Origin of the sequence: Stappia indica, assembly GCF_009789575.1 — a bacterium.
GTDB classification, from domain to species: domain Bacteria; phylum Pseudomonadota; class Alphaproteobacteria; order Rhizobiales; family Stappiaceae; genus Stappia; species Stappia indica_A.
The window spans coordinates 3,775,733-3,791,801 of record NZ_CP046908.1; the positions used below are offsets into that span (position 1 = coordinate 3,775,733).

Consider the following 16,069-nt stretch of genomic DNA (forward strand, 5'->3'; position numbering starts at 1 on the left):
TGCGGCGCTGCAGCACCGTCGATTACAAAAAGGACAAGAGCTAGGGGGGAACTATTCCTTCTTTTCCCGCGGCTAGCTCCTGCGGGACTAACGACGAGGTCAGGACATGAACATCAAGAGCATCCTGCTCGGCGCTTCCGCTGCCGCCCTGGCGGCCACGGGCGCTCAGGCCGCCGATCTCCCGGTGGCTCCGGAGCCGGTCGACTACGTTCGCGTTTGCGACGCTTTCGGCACCGGCTTCTTCTACATCCCGGGCACCGAGACCTGCCTGAAGATCGGTGGCAGCGTCCGCGCTGAACTCCGTATTAATGATTTGCTGGACAATGGTGGTTCCGCTTGGGGCGGCGCTACACGCAATACGCTTCCGCTCGCCGATTCCACCACAATGCGTGCTCGCGGCTACTTCAACTTCGACAGTCGCACCAATACCGAGTACGGCCTGTTGCGCACCTACGTGTCGGTCTGGATTACTGCCGACAACTCCGCTCCGGTCACGACCGAGCTCGATGAGGCGTTCATTCAGCTGGGTGGTTTCGTTGCTGGTCGTACGGGTTCGTACTTCGACTTCTACACCGGCGACAACTGGGGTTCCGTCCTCGACCAGGGCTTCTCGGATTACGGCGAGACCAACCTGTTCGCGTACACCGCCCAGTTCGGTAACGGCTTCTCGGCTTCGCTGTCGGCTGAAGTCGCCAACAAGCGTGGCACGATCGCCGGTCCGGTTGTCGGCACCGACTACTACTCTGGCCACAAGGTGCCGGACTTCGTCGCCAACTTGCGCGTCGACCAGGGCTGGGGTTCGGCCCAGATCATGGGTGCCCTGCACCACGTGTATGGTCGCAGCGTTGGCGGCCTGACTGGCGGTAAGAGCAAGCTCGGCTGGGCGATCGGCGCTGGCGCCACCATGAACCTCGACATGATCGCTCCGGGCGACAGCTTCTCGCTGCAGGCGACCTACTCGCAGGGCGCGATCGGTTACGTCAGCTCGGCTTGGGCGGGGGCCTTCTCTGACGCGGCTTACAACGGTGCCGGTCAGCTGAAGATGTCGACCGCTTGGGGCATCGGCGGTGGCTTTACCCACTTCTGGACCCCGGCGATCTCGACCTCGATCACCGCTGCCTACAACAGCCTGGATCAGGCTGCCAGCGCCGGTCTGGCCGATATCCGCGACCTGAACGTACAGGGTAACGTCGTGTGGCGCCCCGTTTCCGGTCTGCAGATTGGTACGGAGCTCGAGTACCGCAACCGCGACATCAAGGGCGTTGCTGGCAACGACGACGCTCTGGTCGGCGTGTTCCGCGTCCAGCGCACGTTCTAATTCGATCCTTTAGGATTGGATTGAGAGGCCCGGCAGGCAACTGCCGGGCCTTTTTCTTTGCCTGCATCCGGGCCGGCGAGCCCATCCCGGCAACTTGATGGCTTTTACATATTCATCTAAGTCGATATAAATAAATATGAAATCGAGATGTATTGACGTTTCCGTAAATAAGCCGCTTGCAAGCTAGCCTGCGAAGTGGAATCTTCCCCTCCATCGAAAGAAACGGCCCGGGATCCGGACAGGTCCGCCCGCAGGGGCGCAGCCGGCGATCCGCCTCAGGGCATTTCGCGGAGGTAGTCATGACTGCAGCAATTGTCGGCTGGGCCCATACCCCCTTTGGCAAGCATTCCGACGAGACGGTCGAGAGCCTGATCGTCCAGGTGGCGCGCGATGCCATCGCCGATGCCGGTTTCGAGCCGGCGGATATCGACGAGATCGTGCTCGGCCATTTCAACGCGGGCTTCTCGGCCCAGGACTTCACCGCCTCGCTCGTGCTGCAGGCCGACCCGGCTTTGCGCTTCAAGCGCGCGACCCGCGTCGAGAATGCCTGCGCCACCGGCTCTGCCGCCGTGCATCAGGGCGTGCGGGCCATCGCCGCGCGGGAGGCCCGGGTGGTGCTGGTCGTCGGCGTCGAGCAGATGACCACGACCCCGGGGCCGGAGATCGGCCGCAATCTTCTCAAGGCCTCCTACCTGCCCGAGGACGGCGATACGCCGGCCGGTTTTGCCGGTGTCTTCGGCAAGATCGCGCAGGCCTATTTCCAGAAATACGGCGACCGCTCCGATGCGCTGGCCGCCATCGCCGCCAAGAATCACAAGAACGGCGTCGGCAATCCCTATGCGCAGATGCGCAAGGATCTCGGCTTCGACTTCTGCCGCGCCGAGAGCGAGAAGAACCCCTTCGTTGCCGGCCCGCTCAAGCGCACCGACTGCTCGCTCGTCTCGGACGGCGCTGCTGCGCTGGTGCTGACCGATATCGAGACCGCGCTTGGCCGCAAGAAGGCGGTCGCCTTCCGCGGGCTTGCCCATGCCCAGGACTTCCTGCCCATGTCGAAGCGCGACATCCTCGCCTTCGAGGGCTGCGGCGAGGCTTGGCGCCGGGCGCTGGGGGCCGCGGGCCTGTCCATCGGCGACCTCTCCTTCGTCGAGACCCATGACTGCTTCACCATCGCCGAGCTCATCGAATACGAGGCGATGGGCCTGGCGGCGCCGGGTGAGGGGCATCGCGCCATCCTCGAGGGCTGGACCCAGATGGACGGCCGCCTGCCGGTCAATCCGTCCGGCGGTCTCAAGGCCAAGGGCCACCCGATCGGCGCCACCGGCGTGTCGATGCACGTTCTGTCGTCGATGCAGCTCACCGGCACGGCCGGCGACATCCAGGTGAAGAATGCCGAGCTCGGCGGCGTCTTCAACATGGGCGGCGCCGCGGTTGCCAACTACGTTTCGGTGCTGCAGCCGCTGCGCTGAGGCTGCGCCATACGCATGAAAGCGGCGCGGGGGCTCGGCTCCCGCGCCTTTTGTTTGCCGGCGTCGATTTCGTCGGTCCGCTCAAAAGACGGCCGATTCCATGTAGCGGGCAAGATCGAGCAGGTCGAAGGCGACGATGTCCCAGCTGTCGCGCGGGGCGAGATCGTTGCGCTGTTCGGCGCCGAACTCCTTCGGCCTGGCGAAGAAGGCGGTCTTCAGCCCCGCCGCCCGCGCGGCGGCTAGGTCCGCATTGTGGGCGGAGGCGTACATCACCTCGGACGGTTGCAGCTCCAGCGTCGCCGCCGCCTTGAGGAACAGGCTGCCGTCATGCGCCCACCCGTCCAGAAGGTCCGATCCGAGCACCAGGTCCCACGGCAGGCCGGCATGTTTGGCAAGCCACGTCATCGGCGCCGTCGGCAGGTCGGTGCACGAGGCGATGACATATTCCCGTCGCAGCGCGCGCAAGCCCGGCACGCTGTCCGGCCAGGCGGGAAAGCGCTGCCAGCAGGCCATGAGCATCTCCTGCTCGCGGCTGCCGGCAGGCGCTTCGAGATCCGCTTCCGCCAGCACTTGTGCAAGGCTGTCTGCCAGGTGTTCCTGCGCCTGGATCGCACCGCCGCCGGAGGCCAGCCGAGCACGATAGGTCCTGTACCATGCAGTTGCCAGGGTACTTGCCGTAATGTCCTTGCCGCTTTTTGCGAAGGCCCGGTCGAAACCGCCGGTTAGCCCCCTGTTCCAATCGACAATGGTGCCCAATACATCAAAGAAAATAGCTTTTACCACGGGTTTTCACTCGATACCGATATGTCTGAAACGCTTCTGGAATGACCAGTATTAGTTGCTTGACTGGGGGAATCAACCAAGAGTCTTCCTTGTCGGCCGCACAGTAACACCCCCTATCCTGATTTTCTGAAGAAAGCAGAATTATGGATAAGGAGCAAAAATCAAAAAGAAATCGCGGGAAGTCTCGCCGTGTCTGAACAAAAATCGATAATTTTTTGAAATTAAGGCAAGCTGGTTGCAAAGCCTCGCAACAGCGCGCCAAAGACTATGGTTCTGAATTCCGCAGACCGAAAACCTCCCTCATTGGTTGCAATCGGACGGCGGACCGCCTTTTCGTCTTGCGCCGGCAAACCGTCGCCGTCTCCGTCAAGCATTTCGCCTCCCGTTTCCGCCCCGGCCTGGACGTCCTGCCGAGCGTTTCGGCCGGGCAAACGCGTCGGACGGCCGATCCGTAGCATGATTTTTCCCTGTCGCTTCCCTCGATTGAAACGCCATGCCCGGCGCAAGGGCGAGCGAGGCTTTATCTCTAGGGCTGTTTCAGGATCGTCCGGAGATCGCGCCAGATGGCACGCCACGCACAGGCATCGGATCGCAAGCTCGCCGTCTTCCCGGCCTTTCACAAGGTCGAGGGCAGGCGCATCGTCGTCGTGGGCGGCGGCGACGAGGCGGCCGCCAAGGTTCGCCTCCTCGCCGAGACGCTTGCCGACATCGTGGTGATCGCGCCGCAGGCCGAGGGCGTCCTGCGGGACGCGGTCGCCCGCGCCGGCGGCACCATTATCGCTGAAGCCTTCGCTCCCGCCCATCTCGACGGCGCGGCCCTCGTCTTCGCCGCCAGCGGCGAGGAGGCGGAGGACACCGCGGTCGTCGCTGCTGCGCGCGCCCTCGGCATTCCGGCCAATGCGGTGGACCGGCCGGAGATCTGCGACTTCTATGTCGGCGCGCTGGTCAACCGCGCGCCGGTCGCCGTTGCCATCACCTCCACCGGCGTCGGTCCGGTGCTCGCCCGCCACATCCGTGCGCGCATCGAGGCGATGCTGCCGCGCGAGACGGGCGACCTCGCCCGACTTGCCGAGAGTTTCCGCGACACGGTCGTGCGCGTGATTTCCAGCGGTGTCGAGCGTCGGCGCTTCTGGGCCCGCTTCTTCTCCGGCCCGGTCGCTGCCCATCTGCAGTCCGGGCGGCCGGATGCGGCGCGCGCCGAGGCGCAGCGCCTGCTCAACACCCGCAACGCGGAAGCCGGCTTCGTCTGGCTCGTCGGTGCCGGTCCCGGTGCCGAGGACCTCCTGACCCTGCGCGCGCAGCGCCTGCTGCAGGAGGCCGACGTCATCGTGCATGACGCGCTGGTGCCCGAGGCGGTCGTCGCCATGGGCCGGCGCGATGCGGAGCGGATTTCCGTCGGCAAGCGCAAGGGCCGCCATTCGGTCTCGCAAGCCGAGATCAATGCCATCCTGGTGCGCGAGGCCTCGCACGGCCGCCGCGTCGTCCGGCTGAAGGCGGGCGATCCGCTGGTCTTCGGCCGTGCCGGCGAGGAGATCGCCGCCCTGCGCGCCGCCGGCATCGCCCATGACGTGGTGCCCGGCGTGACGGCTGCCCTTGCCGCTGCCGCCAGCACCCGCATTCCGCTCACCCTGCGCGGTGTCGCCTCCGACCTCGTCTTCGCCACCGGCCACGACCGCGACGGCGAGACGCTTCCCGGATGGGGCGCGCTGGCGCTGCAGGGCGCGACCGTCGCCGTCTACATGGGCCGCACCGTCGCCGTCCGCGTCGCCGCCCGCCTGCTCGAGGCCGGCCTGTCGCCCGCCATCCCCGTTGCGGTGGTGGAGAACGCGGCGCAGCGCAACGAGCGCTTTTTCGCCGGCGTTCTCGCCGACCTGCCGGCGCTCGAGGGCCGTCACGAGATCGACGGCCCGACCCTGATCATCATCGGCGAGGCCGCCGGCCATGCCGACCTCGCAAACAGCCAGCCCCTGCGCGTCGCGCCGGCCGAAAGGGCCGTGGTCGCCGCATAGCCCCTCAAGGAGCGATTGCATGAAGGCTTTGACAGCCAACCGACTGATCGATGGCGAAGTGGTGTGGCTCGGCCGCTCCGGCCAGTGGGTCGAGACCCTGGGGAGCGCGTGGCTGCTGGAAACGCCGGAGGCCGTCGCCGAGGCGCAGGCCGCGGGCGCCGAGGCCGAGGCGGCCCGGCTGATCGTCGAGCCCTATCTCATCGATCTGACGCGCCAGGACGGCGAGATCCTGCCCGTCCGCTTCCGCGAGAAGATCCGCGCCAAGGGACCGACCGTGCGCCTCGACCTTGGCAAGCAGGCCCGGCGCGAGGTGTCGGCGGCCTGACCCGGCCGCGACGCCCTGCCAGACGAAGACCCAGAACCGGGACGCGACACGCGATCCGCCGTTCCAGGAGTTGCAAGCATGTACCGCTATGACGAGTTCGATGCGCATTTCGTGTCCGCCCGCGTGGACCAGTTCCGCGACCAGGTGCAGCGCCGCCTTGCCGGCGACCTGACGGAAGACCAGTTCAAGCCGCTGCGGCTGATGAACGGCGTCTACCTGCAGCTCCATGCCTACATGCTGCGCATCGCCATTCCCTACGGCACGCTGAACGCCCGCCAGATGCGGCGCCTTGCCCATGTCGCGCGCACCTACGACCGCGGCTACGGCCACTTCACCACGCGCCAGAACATCCAGTTCAACTGGCCGCGGCTGAAGGACATTCCCGACATCCTGTCGCAGCTCGCGGAAGTCGAGATGCACGCGATCCAGACCTCGGGCAACTGCATCCGCAATGTCACGGCCGACCATTTCTCGGGCGCTGCCGCCGACGAGATCCTCGACCCGCGGCCCTATGCCGAGATCCTGCGCCAGTGGTCCTCGCTGCATCCGGAGTTCTCGTACCTGCCGCGCAAGTTCAAGATCGCGGTCACCGGCGCCCCGCACGACCGCGCGGCGGTGCAGGTGCACGATATCGGCCTGCAGGCGGTGCGCGATGCGGACGGCAATGTCGGCTTCCGCGTCTTCGTCGGCGGCGGCCTCGGGCGCACGCCGATGGTCGGCCGGCTGGTGCGCGAGTTCCTGCCCGAGGCGGACCTGCTCGCCTACAGCGAGGCGATCCTGCGCGTCTACAACCGCTACGGCCGCCGCGACAACAAGTACAAGGCCCGCATCAAGATCCTCGTCCACGAGACCGGCCTGGAGGAGCTGAAGGCCGATATCGAGGCCGAGTTCGCCGAGATCCGCGATGGTGTCCTGACACTGCCGGCCTCGGAGATCGAGCGCATCACCACCTATTTCACGCCGCCGGCCTTCGAGGTCGCCGCCGGCGACGAGGCGGTGCTGGAGGCGGCGATCGCCGCCGATCCGCAGCTGGAGGCGTTTGCCGCGCGCAACGTCCATCCGCACCGCGCGCCCGGCTATGCCAGCCTCATCATCTCGCTGAAGCCCATCGGCAAGGCGCCGGGCGATGCCACGGCCGAGCAGATGGAGGTGGTCGCCGACCTGGCCGAGCGCTACGGCCATGACGAGATCCGCGTCAGCCACGAGCAGAACCTGGTGCTGCCGCATGTGCGCCGCCGCGACATCCCGGCGATCCATGCAGCGCTCGCAAAGGCGGGGCTCGCCGAGGCCAATGCGGGCCTCGTGACGGACATCATCGCCTGCCCGGGGCTCGACTACTGCGCCCTTGCCACGGCCCGCTCGATCCCGGTCGCGCAGCGCATTTCCGAGCGTTTCGCCTCGCCCGAGCGCCAGCGCGAGATCGGTGATCTCAAGATCAAGATCTCCGGCTGCATCAATGCCTGCGGCCACCATCATGTCGGCCATATCGGCATTCTCGGCGTCGAGAAGAAGGGCGAGGAATACTACCAGATCACCCTTGGCGGCTCGGCCGACGAGAACACCTCGGTCGGCGAGATCATCGGCCGCGGCTTCTCCTATGACGAGGTCGTCGATGCGATCGAGAAGGTCGTCGACACCTATGTCGGCCTGCGCGAGACCCCGCAGGAAGACTTCCTCGCCGCCTATCGCCGCGTCGGCGATCAACCGTTCAAGGAGGCGCTCTATGGCACTGCGTGAGGCCTATGCGGTCCGGCAGGACCCGCCGACGCCCGCCCTCGATGCGGCCTGGCTTGCCGAGCGCTTCGTCTCGGCCTCCGCGGAGGCGGTGATCGCGGCCGCGCGCGGCCGTTTCGGCGACCGGTTGGCGATGGTGTCCTCCTTCGGCGCGGAAGCGGCGGTGCTGCTGCATCTCGTCTCGCGCGTCGACCGGACCATCCCCGTCCTGTTCATCGACACCGGCAAGCTGTTTCCCGACACGCTGCGCTACCGCGACCTGCTGGTCGAGCAGTTCGGCCTTTCGGACGTGCGCACCCTTGCGCCCGATCCGGCGGACCTTGAGGCCGTCGATCCGGCCGGCATGCTGTGGATGAGCGACACCGACGCCTGCTGCGAGATCCGCAAGGTCCGCCCGCTGGCGCGCGCGCTCAAGGGCTTCGATGCCTGGATTTCCGGGCGCAAGCGCTTCCAGGCGAGCACCCGCTCCGACATTCCGGTCTTCGAGGCCGACGGCGAGCGCATCAAGGTCAACCCGCTGGCCGACTGGGACCCGTCGGATCTGCGCGCCTATGCGCAGGCGCAGGACCTGCCCAGCCACCCGCTGGTCGCCAGGGGCTACCCCTCCATCGGCTGCATGCCCTGCACCAGCCCGGTGGCCGAGGGCGAGGACCCGCGCGCCGGACGCTGGCGCGGGCGCGACAAGACCGAATGCGGCATTCATCTGGCCCTGCCGATGGAGAACGAACAGGGAGCCGGGATCTGACCATGACGGCAAGACTTTACCGTAACGGCGGCTTCGTCGCCGACACGTGGACCCATCTGGACGACGAGGCGGAGCTGCCGGCGGAAGGCGCGGTGATCGTGCCGCTCGCCCGCTTCCTGGAGCAGGCGGCGGATCTACCGCAGGGCCTCAGGCTTGCGCCGCTGGTCAAGGCGGGCGACGATCCGGCGAGCCTTGCCGGCCATCTTGCGGCGCTGGAGCTGGTGGTGGTGGACTTCGCCAAGTTCTCGGACGGGCGCGGCTACTCGACCGCCCGCCTGCTGCGCCAGCGCTACGGCTTTGCCGGCGAGGTCCGGGCGAGCGGCGATGTGCTGCTCGACCAGATCCCGTTGATGCGGCGGGTCGGGTTCGACGCCTTCGCCGTTGTCAACGAGCCGACGATCCGGGCGCTGGAGGCTGGTCACGACGTCGACGTGCCACTATACCTCCAGCCTGCGGAGCGGGCCGGCGAAGTGCCCGCGGGTGCGCGTTACTGGGCCCGGCGCCCGGCGGATGCGCAGCTTTCCTGATGTTTGCGGCGCAGCTCTTGGCTATGCTGCCGCTGGACATTCGGATACACGTATTGTTCGACATGTAGTGAGGATGCAACGCATGAATGTGGTCAATCTTGCCGGCGATCTTGCCGACGCCGTTCCTGCAGGCGCCACTGCCGAGACGGTGACCGAGGTTCAGCACTACACGGACGACCTGTTCCGCTTCCGCATGACGCGCCCGGCGAGCTTCCGCTTCCGCTCCGGCGAGTTCGTGATGATCGGCCTGATGGTCGGCGAAAAGCCGGTCTTCCGCGCCTATTCCATCGCCTCTCCGTCCTGGGACGAGGAGCTGGAATTCTTCTCGATCAAGGTTCCCGACGGCCCGCTGACCCAGCATCTGCAGAAGATCAAGGTCGGCGACAAGGTCCTGATGAAGAAGAAGCCGACCGGCACGCTCGTCAACGACGCGCTGATCGCCGGCAAGCGTCTCTACATGTTCTCCACCGGCACCGGCTTTGCGCCCTTCGCCAGCCTGATCCGCGATCCGGAGACCTACGAGAAGTTCGAGGAGGTGATCGTCACCCACTCGTGCCGCTTCGTGGCCGAGCTCGCCTATTCGCAGCAGACGGTCGCCGCCACGCGCGAGGATCCGCTGATCGGCGAGCTCGCCGCCAGCCAGCTGCGCCTGTTCACCTCGACCACCCGCGAGCCGCACGAGCATACCGGCCGCATCACCACATTGATCGAGAACGGCGATCTGTTCCGCGCGCTCGGCGTGCCGCCGCTCGATCCGGCCACCGACCGGGCGATGATCTGCGGCTCCATGGCGATGCTCAAGGACACCAAGGCGCTGCTCGAGGCGGCAGGCCTCACGGAGGGCGCCAACAACCGTCCGGCCGAGTTCGTCATCGAGCGGGCCTTCGTCGGCTAACGACTTTCGCCCCCCTTGCGCCCATCGTCTTCGGCTGACATGAGTGAGACGCCGCGTTGCGGTGCATCGGGAGTGTTTATGCAAAAAGAAGACAGGCAGGACCCGGCCGAACGGGATGGGGAAGAGGCTGTGCGCGTGATTTCCGAGCGCAGCCTCTATGAGGGCTTCGGCACCTACCGAGAGATGGTTGTCGAACAGCCGCTGGCCTCCGGCGGCACTATCGAGATTTCACGCGAATTCCAGGCACGGCGCGATGTCGTCGCCGTTCTTCCCTACGATCCGGTACGCCGGGTCGCGTTGCTTGCCCGCCAGCTCCGCGTGCCGCTCTTTGCTCGCGGCGATCACGACGGTTACCTGGAGGAAGCTCCGGCCGGCTACATCGACGAGGGCGAGATCGCCGTCGAGGCCGCCCGCCGCGAGGCCGCCGAGGAAGTCGGCGTCAAGGTCGGCGAGCTGGAGCATGTCGGCGACATTTATCCCTCGCCCGGCTCTTCTACCGAACGCCTCAGCCTTTATCTTGCGCGCTACGGCGCCGGCGATGTCGTCTCCAGCGGCGGCGGCCTTGCCGAGGAGGGCGAGGAGATCGAGGTGCTGGAATGGTCCATCGCCCGCCTCGGCGAAGCGGTGCAGGAGGGCAGCCTCGCAGACGCCAAGACCCTGATCCTCGTCCAGGCCCTGATGTTGCGCGCGCCCGAGCTTTTCTCGTAGCCTTGTCGCCATCTTCGTCTTCAACACGCGAAAAGGGACCGCCATGCCGATGAACCGTGTCGTGCGTCTGGTCAAGCGTCCGGCCCCGGGCCTTGTCACGCCGGATTGTTTCGAGATCCGCGACGAGCCGCTGCCGGAGCCGGGGGAGGGCGAGTTCCGCGTCCGCATCAGCCATGTCTCGCTGGACCCGGCGATGCGCGGCTGGGTCAATGACGGCAAGTCCTATGTGGCGCCGGTCGGCATCGGCGATGTCATGCGCTCCTTTTCCGCCGGCATCGTCGAGGCCTCGCGCCATCCCGACTTCCAGGACGGCGAGGCGGTCGTTGGCCTGTTCGGCGTGCAGACCCATGCCGTGTCGGACGGCAAGGGTGTGCAGCGCGCCGACACCTCCATCGCGCCGCTGCAAAGCTGGATCGGCGGGCTCGGCATGCCGGGCCTCACCGCCTATTTCGGCCTGCTGCGCGTTGCCGAGGCCAGGGAAGGCGACACGGTGGTCGTCTCCGCTGCCTCCGGCGCGGTCGGCTCCATCGTCGGCCAGATCGCCAGGATCAAGGGCTGCCGCGCCGTCGGCATCGCCGGCGGGCCGGCAAAGTGCCGGGCGCTCATCGAGGAAGACGGCTTCGACGCGGCCGTCGACCACAAGGCCGGCAATCTCGCCGCCGACCTTGCCGCCGCCTGTCCGGACGGCATCGACGTCAATTTCGAGAATGTCGGCGGCGAGATCCTCGACGCGGTGCTGGCGCAGATGAACACGTTCGGGCGCATCGCCGTCTGCGGTGGGATTTCGGCCTACAACGCGACGACGCCGCAGCCGGGCCCCGCCAACCTGCGCTTCCTGCTGACCCAGCGGCTGCGCATGCAGGGCTTCATCGTCTTCGACTTCGCCCGCGAAAACCCCATCGCCCTTGCCGACCTGTCGCAATGGGTCTCGCAAGGGCGGCTGAAGTTCCGCGAGGATGTGCGCGAGGGCGGGGTGGACGCCTTCCCGCAGGTGCTGAACCTGCTCTACACGGGCGGAAATTTCGGCAAGCTTTCGCTGAGAGTCTGACCTCTCCGCCATCCTGCTGACAAGATGTCGCGGCCTCATGAACGCCGTCTTTTTCGGGCGGCGGGAGTGCGGGAATGCGGCGGATCGGGCTGGGGTCGATTGCAGGATGGGTGCGCCCTCGGGCCGGGCTCGCAAAGGTGCGCGGCGCCGCGCTGCTGCTGGCCGCCCCTATGCTGGCCCTGTCGCTGCCGCTCGGTACCGTGCCCGCTGCCGCCGCACTGGAAGGCTGCCTGCCGCAGATGCGCGCCCAGGCCGTCAAGGCCGGCGTCAGCCAGCGCACGGTGGATGCCGCGCTTGCCGATGTCGCCTATGACGAGAAGGCGGTGCGCTTTTCCACCAGCCAGCCGGAATACAAGACGCCGATCTGGGACTACCTCGCCTTCCTCGTCGATGCCGAGCGCATCGCCGACGGGCGCAAGATGCTGGACCGCCATGCCCGTGTGCTTGCCCAGGTCGAAAAGACCTACGGCATCGACCGCCACATCGTCGTCGCCGTCTGGGGCGTGGAGAGCGATTACGGCCAGTTCCGCGGCGATTTCCACGTGCCCCATGCGCTGGCCAATGTCGGCTGCTCGGGCCGGCGGGCCAAGTATTTCCGCTCCGAGCTGATCGAGATCCTCAAGATCGTCGACCGCGGCGACGTGCGCCTTGCCGACCTGCAGGGCTCCTGGGCCGGTGCCTTCGGCCAGACCCAGTTCATGCCCTCGACCTATCGCCGCCTTGCCGTCGACTTCGACCGCGACGGGCGCAAGGATCTGGTCAATTCGGTGCCGGACGCGCTCGCCTCCACCGCCAATTACCTCAAGAACGCCGGCTGGGTCACCGGCATGCCCTGGGGCTACGAGGTCAAGGTGCCGGCCGGCTATCGCGGCCCCTCGGGCCGCAAGTCGAAGGTCTCGGTCAGCGAGTGGGGCAAGCGCGGCATCCGCCATCTCGATGGCGCCGAGCTGACCGGTTCGGCCAGGGCCGGCCTGCTGCTGCCCGCCGGCGCGGAAGGGCCCGCCTTCCTCGTCTTCAGCAATTTCGATGCGATCTACACCTACAATGTCGCGGAAAGCTACGCGCTGGCGATCTCGCATCTGGCCGACCGGCTGCGCGGCGCCGGGCCGTTCCAGGTCGCCTGGCCGACCAGCGATCCCGGCCTGTCGCGCAAGGAACGGCTGGAACTGCAAAAGCTCTTGCTGCGCGCCGGCTACGATATCGGCGAGGCCGACGGGCGGGTGGGTGCGGCGACCCGCGCCGGCATCAGCAAGGCGGAGGCGCGGCTCGGCCTGCCGGTCACCGGGCGGCCGGGCCAGCGCATCTACAAGGCGCTCGGCGGCCGCTGAGCCGCCGGCCGGCTCGCTTTCAGCAGGATCTGGAGATCAGGACGCGACCGTGCGGTTGCGCCCGCCATGCTTGGCCTCGTAAAGCCGCATGTCGGCGATCCGCATGGCCGACTGCAGGTTCGGCTCGGTGCCGTTCGACAGGCCGACGCTGATCGTCACATTGCCGAGGGAGCGCAGCGGCCCCTCGCGGCCGGTCAGCTCGGCCAGCCCCTTGCGCACCTTGTCGATGAAGGCGATGCCCTCGACGGGCCGCAGGCCCGGCAGCAGCACGCAGAACTCGTCGCCGCCCAGCCGCGCCGGAAAGGCGCGCTGCGGGCAGTGCTCGCGCAGCAGCATTCCGAACAGGCGGATCAGCTCGTCGCCCTGCTCGTGGCCGAACCGGTCGTTGACCGACTTGAACGTGTCGATGTCGATGGCCGCCACGGTCACGTCCTCGCCGGCGCGGCGGGCGCGTTCGAACATCGCGTTGCCTTCGGCGAACAGGTGCCGGCGGTTCGACAACCCGCTCAAGGCATCGCCATGCGCCATGCCCGACAGGGTCTGGATCCGGTCCAGCATGTCGAGGTTCTGCGAGATCCGCAGCATGAACTCTTCCGGCGTGCAGGACTTCGGCAGGAAGTCGTTGGCGCCCGATTTCAGGAAGCGGGCGATCACCTCCGGGCCGGCCTTGCCCGACAGGCCGATCACCGCCAGCTCGTTCATGGTGAAGCGCCCGCGCACCGCCCGCAAGACCTCGAACCCGTCGACCCGCGGCATCACGTAGTCCAGCACCACCAGCCGCAGGTTCTCGAACGTGTCAAGCATGTCGATGGCGGTCTGATGGTCCTGCGCCGTATGCACCCGCAGCTGGTAGAGCGCCAGGCGCCGGGCGATCACCTCCGTGTCGACCCGGCTGTCGTCGATCACCAACGCATCGATATGGCGGTTGGCATGGACCCGCTGCACCAGCGTCGTCAGGTAGGTCAGGCTCGCCGGACTGTCCTTCAGGATGTAGTCGACGACGCCCTTGTTCAGCAGCGTGTGCCGCAGCTTTTCGTCGAAGCGTCCGGAAAACACGATGGTCGGCAAATGCGCGTTCAGCGTCACGTCGACGATCTCGCCGTCGGGCGCGTCCGGCAGGGTCAGGTCGACCAGCGCCACCACCGGTTTGAAGTCCGGCCGCGCCAGCAAGGCCTCGGCCTCCGCCCGCGTCGTCGCGGAAACGACCTCCAGCCCATGCAGCTCGCTCAACTGACGGCGAATGACCCGCTCGAAGAACGAGGCATCCTCTACAAGCAGAACTTGTCCCATCTCGCCTGACCCGACTCTCTCCCAGGGACCTCGACCATTGTCCTCCATCGGTGAAGGAAACGTTTACCGAATCGTATTTCTGCCGACGGCGCGGAAAGCGCCCGCTGCCGAAATCGGCCTGAAATCGGATGCTTGGCGCAAGGAGGGGATAAGCCGGGTGCCCGGCGGGGATAACGCGCGAAAGGCGCTGCGTCGCCCTGTCGAGGGGAAGCTTGCATCCGTTCCGGCGTCTGTGCGGGGATAAGTCGCTGCGGCCGGGCGGCCGGCCTGCATCTCCAGATTGCCGAGTATGCGCGCGAAATCGCAATTTCGGCGATTATTGAGACGGGATTTTGCAAAATCCCTCTCAATTTTTCTCGAAATTCGCACCGCGCCTGCGCCTGGCCGGCGGCCGCCGGGCTGCACTCTCGGCCCAAACAAAAAGGCGGACGGGAGGTCCCGTCCGCCTTCGCTGTTCTTGCAGAGATCCGGCCGATCAGGCCCGGATCATTGCCGGTTCATCAGGCCGGAATGGTCAGCTTGGCCGCAGTGCTGGCCTTGACCTCGTCCGCGGTCACGTCCTTGGCCAGTTCCACCAAGACCAGGCCGTCCTCGGTCACGTCGAAGACGCCCAGGTTGGTGATGATCCGGTGCACGCAGTGGACGCCGGTCAGCGGCAGGGTGCACTCGGGCAGCAGCTTCGGGTCGCCCGACTTCGACGTGTGGTCCATGATCACCACGACGCGCTTGACGCCGGCGACCAGGTCCATGGCGCCGCCCATGCCCTTGACCATCTTGCCAGGGATCATCCAGTTGGCGAGATCGCCCTTTTCGGACACTTCCATGGCGCCCAGGATCGACAGGTCGATATGGCCGCCGCGGATCATGCCGAAGCTGTCGGCGGACGAGAAGTAGCTCGTCTGCGGCAGCTCGGTGATCGTCTGCTTGCCGGCATTGATCAGGTCCGCATCCACCTCGTTCTCCGTCGGGAACGGGCCCATGCCGAGCATGCCGTTCTCCGACTGGAGCGTCACGTGAACGCCTTCGGGAATGTAGTTCGAGACCAGCGTCGGGATGCCGATGCCGAGATTGACGTAGAAGCCGTCCTCCAGCTCCTGCGCGGCCCGCTGGGCCATTTCGTCGCGAGTCCAGGCCATTGTTCTTCTCCTTGTCCTCAGGCGGCGCGGGTGGTGCGCTTCTCGATCCGCTTCTCGTGCTGGCCGAGAATGATGCGGTCGACGAAGATGCCGGGCGTGTGGATGGTGTCGGGATCGAGCTCGCCGAGCCCGACGATCTCCTCCACCTCGACAAGGGTCGTCTTGCCGGCGGTCGCCATCATCGGATTGAAGTTGCGGGCGGTCTTCCGGTAGATCAGGTTGCCTTCCGGATCGGCCTTCCAGGCCTTCACCAGCGACACATCGGCGACCAGTCCGGTCTCCATGATGTAGGTCTCGCCGTTGAAGTCCTTGTGCTCCTTGCCTTCCGCGATCAGCGTGCCGACGCCGGTCTTGGTGTAGAAGCCCGGAATGCCGGCGCCGCCGGCGCGGATGCGCTCGGCCAGGGTGCCCTGCGGGTTGAACTCCAGCTCCAGTTCGCCGTTGAGGTACTGACGCTCGAAGGTAGCATTCTCGCCGACATACGAGGAGATCATTTTGCTGATCTGGCGCGTCTGCAGCAGCAGGCCGAGGCCGAAATCGTCGACACCGGCATTGTTGGAAATCGCCGTGATGTTCTTCGTACCGCTGTCGCGCAGCGCCGCGATCAGGTTCTCCGGGATGCCGCAAAGACCGAATCCGCCGGCCATCACGGTCATGCCGTCAAACGTCAGTCCCTCAAGCGCGGCGGCCGCGTTGGGGTATACCTTATTCATCTGGCGTCTCCTCGCATCAGCGTCTCCTCGCAACGGGTCCTGCG

Annotated in this window: 15 protein-coding genes; 11 read left to right on the forward strand and 4 right to left on the reverse strand. The window is 66.6% G+C overall.

Annotation, left to right across the window (positions count from 1 at the left end; genetic code table 11):
- Positions 1-106 precede the first annotated feature (106 nt).
- Together GH266_RS17665 and GH266_RS17670 are read left to right on the forward strand one after the other, a co-directional pair.
- On the forward strand, positions 107-1,318 hold the full coding sequence (locus GH266_RS17665; protein ID WP_158194997.1) for a porin: 1,212 nt from the start codon (positions 107-109) through the stop codon (positions 1,316-1,318).
- Between the two features lie 299 nt (positions 1,319-1,617).
- Positions 1,618-2,784 (forward strand): acetyl-CoA acetyltransferase, encoded by a 1,167-nt coding sequence (locus tag GH266_RS17670; protein WP_158194998.1) that lies wholly within the window; start codon positions 1,618-1,620, stop codon positions 2,782-2,784.
- A gap of 81 nt (positions 2,785-2,865) precedes the next feature.
- Here GH266_RS17670 and GH266_RS23670 read toward each other — a convergent pair whose 3' ends face one another.
- Positions 2,866-3,567 (reverse strand): HAD family hydrolase, encoded by a 702-nt coding sequence (locus GH266_RS23670; RefSeq protein ID WP_342354280.1) that lies wholly within the window; start codon positions 3,565-3,567, stop codon positions 2,866-2,868.
- 563 nt (positions 3,568-4,130) lie between these two features.
- Between GH266_RS23670 and cysG the strand changes: the two genes are divergently transcribed.
- From cysG to GH266_RS17720, 9 genes are all read left to right on the forward strand, one after another.
- On the forward strand, positions 4,131-5,576 hold the full coding sequence (gene cysG / locus GH266_RS17680; RefSeq protein WP_158195000.1) for a siroheme synthase CysG: 1,446 nt from the start codon (positions 4,131-4,133) through the stop codon (positions 5,574-5,576).
- Between the two features lie 19 nt (positions 5,577-5,595).
- The gene (locus GH266_RS17685; RefSeq protein WP_158195001.1) at positions 5,596-5,901 is read left to right on the forward strand and encodes a DUF2849 domain-containing protein; all 306 of its coding nucleotides are present in this window, start codon (positions 5,596-5,598) and stop codon (positions 5,899-5,901) included.
- A gap of 78 nt (positions 5,902-5,979) precedes the next feature.
- Positions 5,980-7,638: a nitrite/sulfite reductase gene (locus GH266_RS17690; protein WP_158195002.1), complete on the forward strand. Its 1,659-nt coding sequence runs from the start codon at positions 5,980-5,982 to the stop codon at positions 7,636-7,638.
- Positions 7,625-8,380, forward strand: a complete 756-nt coding sequence (locus GH266_RS17695; RefSeq protein ID WP_158195003.1) for a phosphoadenylyl-sulfate reductase — start codon at positions 7,625-7,627, stop codon at positions 8,378-8,380. Before GH266_RS17690 ends, GH266_RS17695 begins: the two co-directional genes overlap by 14 nt.
- Positions 8,381-8,382: 2 nt before the next feature.
- On the forward strand, positions 8,383-8,907 hold the full coding sequence (locus tag GH266_RS17700) for a DUF934 domain-containing protein (RefSeq protein ID WP_158195004.1): 525 nt from the start codon (positions 8,383-8,385) through the stop codon (positions 8,905-8,907).
- 73 nt (positions 8,908-8,980) lie between these two features.
- Positions 8,981-9,802 carry a ferredoxin--NADP reductase gene (locus GH266_RS17705; protein ID WP_425329547.1) on the forward strand — a complete coding sequence of 274 codons (822 nt, stop codon included), beginning with the start codon at positions 8,981-8,983 and terminating at the stop codon, positions 9,800-9,802.
- 78 nt (positions 9,803-9,880) lie between these two features.
- The gene (locus tag GH266_RS17710) at positions 9,881-10,510 is read left to right on the forward strand and encodes an NUDIX domain-containing protein (RefSeq protein WP_158195006.1); all 630 of its coding nucleotides are present in this window, start codon (positions 9,881-9,883) and stop codon (positions 10,508-10,510) included.
- 43 nt (positions 10,511-10,553) lie between these two features.
- Positions 10,554-11,558 (forward strand): NADP-dependent oxidoreductase, encoded by a 1,005-nt coding sequence (locus GH266_RS17715; protein ID WP_158195007.1) that lies wholly within the window; start codon positions 10,554-10,556, stop codon positions 11,556-11,558.
- Positions 11,559-11,728: 170 nt separating this feature from the next.
- On the forward strand, positions 11,729-12,886 hold the full coding sequence (locus GH266_RS17720) for a lytic murein transglycosylase (RefSeq protein ID WP_199270626.1): 1,158 nt from the start codon (positions 11,729-11,731) through the stop codon (positions 12,884-12,886).
- Between the two features lie 36 nt (positions 12,887-12,922).
- On the opposite strand, the gene GH266_RS17725 is transcribed toward GH266_RS17720, so the two are convergent.
- The 3 genes from GH266_RS17725 to GH266_RS17735 form a co-directional block, all read right to left on the reverse strand.
- The gene (locus tag GH266_RS17725; RefSeq protein ID WP_158195009.1) at positions 12,923-14,176 is read right to left on the reverse strand and encodes a diguanylate cyclase; all 1,254 of its coding nucleotides are present in this window, start codon (positions 14,174-14,176) and stop codon (positions 12,923-12,925) included.
- A 500-nt stretch (positions 14,177-14,676) separates the two neighbouring features.
- Positions 14,677-15,312: a CoA transferase subunit B gene (locus GH266_RS17730; RefSeq protein ID WP_158195010.1), complete on the reverse strand. Its 636-nt coding sequence runs from the start codon at positions 15,310-15,312 to the stop codon at positions 14,677-14,679.
- Positions 15,313-15,329: 17 nt separating this feature from the next.
- A complete protein-coding gene (locus tag GH266_RS17735) occupies positions 15,330-16,025 on the reverse strand; it encodes a CoA transferase subunit A (protein ID WP_067220397.1) in 696 nt (231 codons plus the stop codon).
- Positions 16,026-16,069 lie beyond the last annotated feature (44 nt).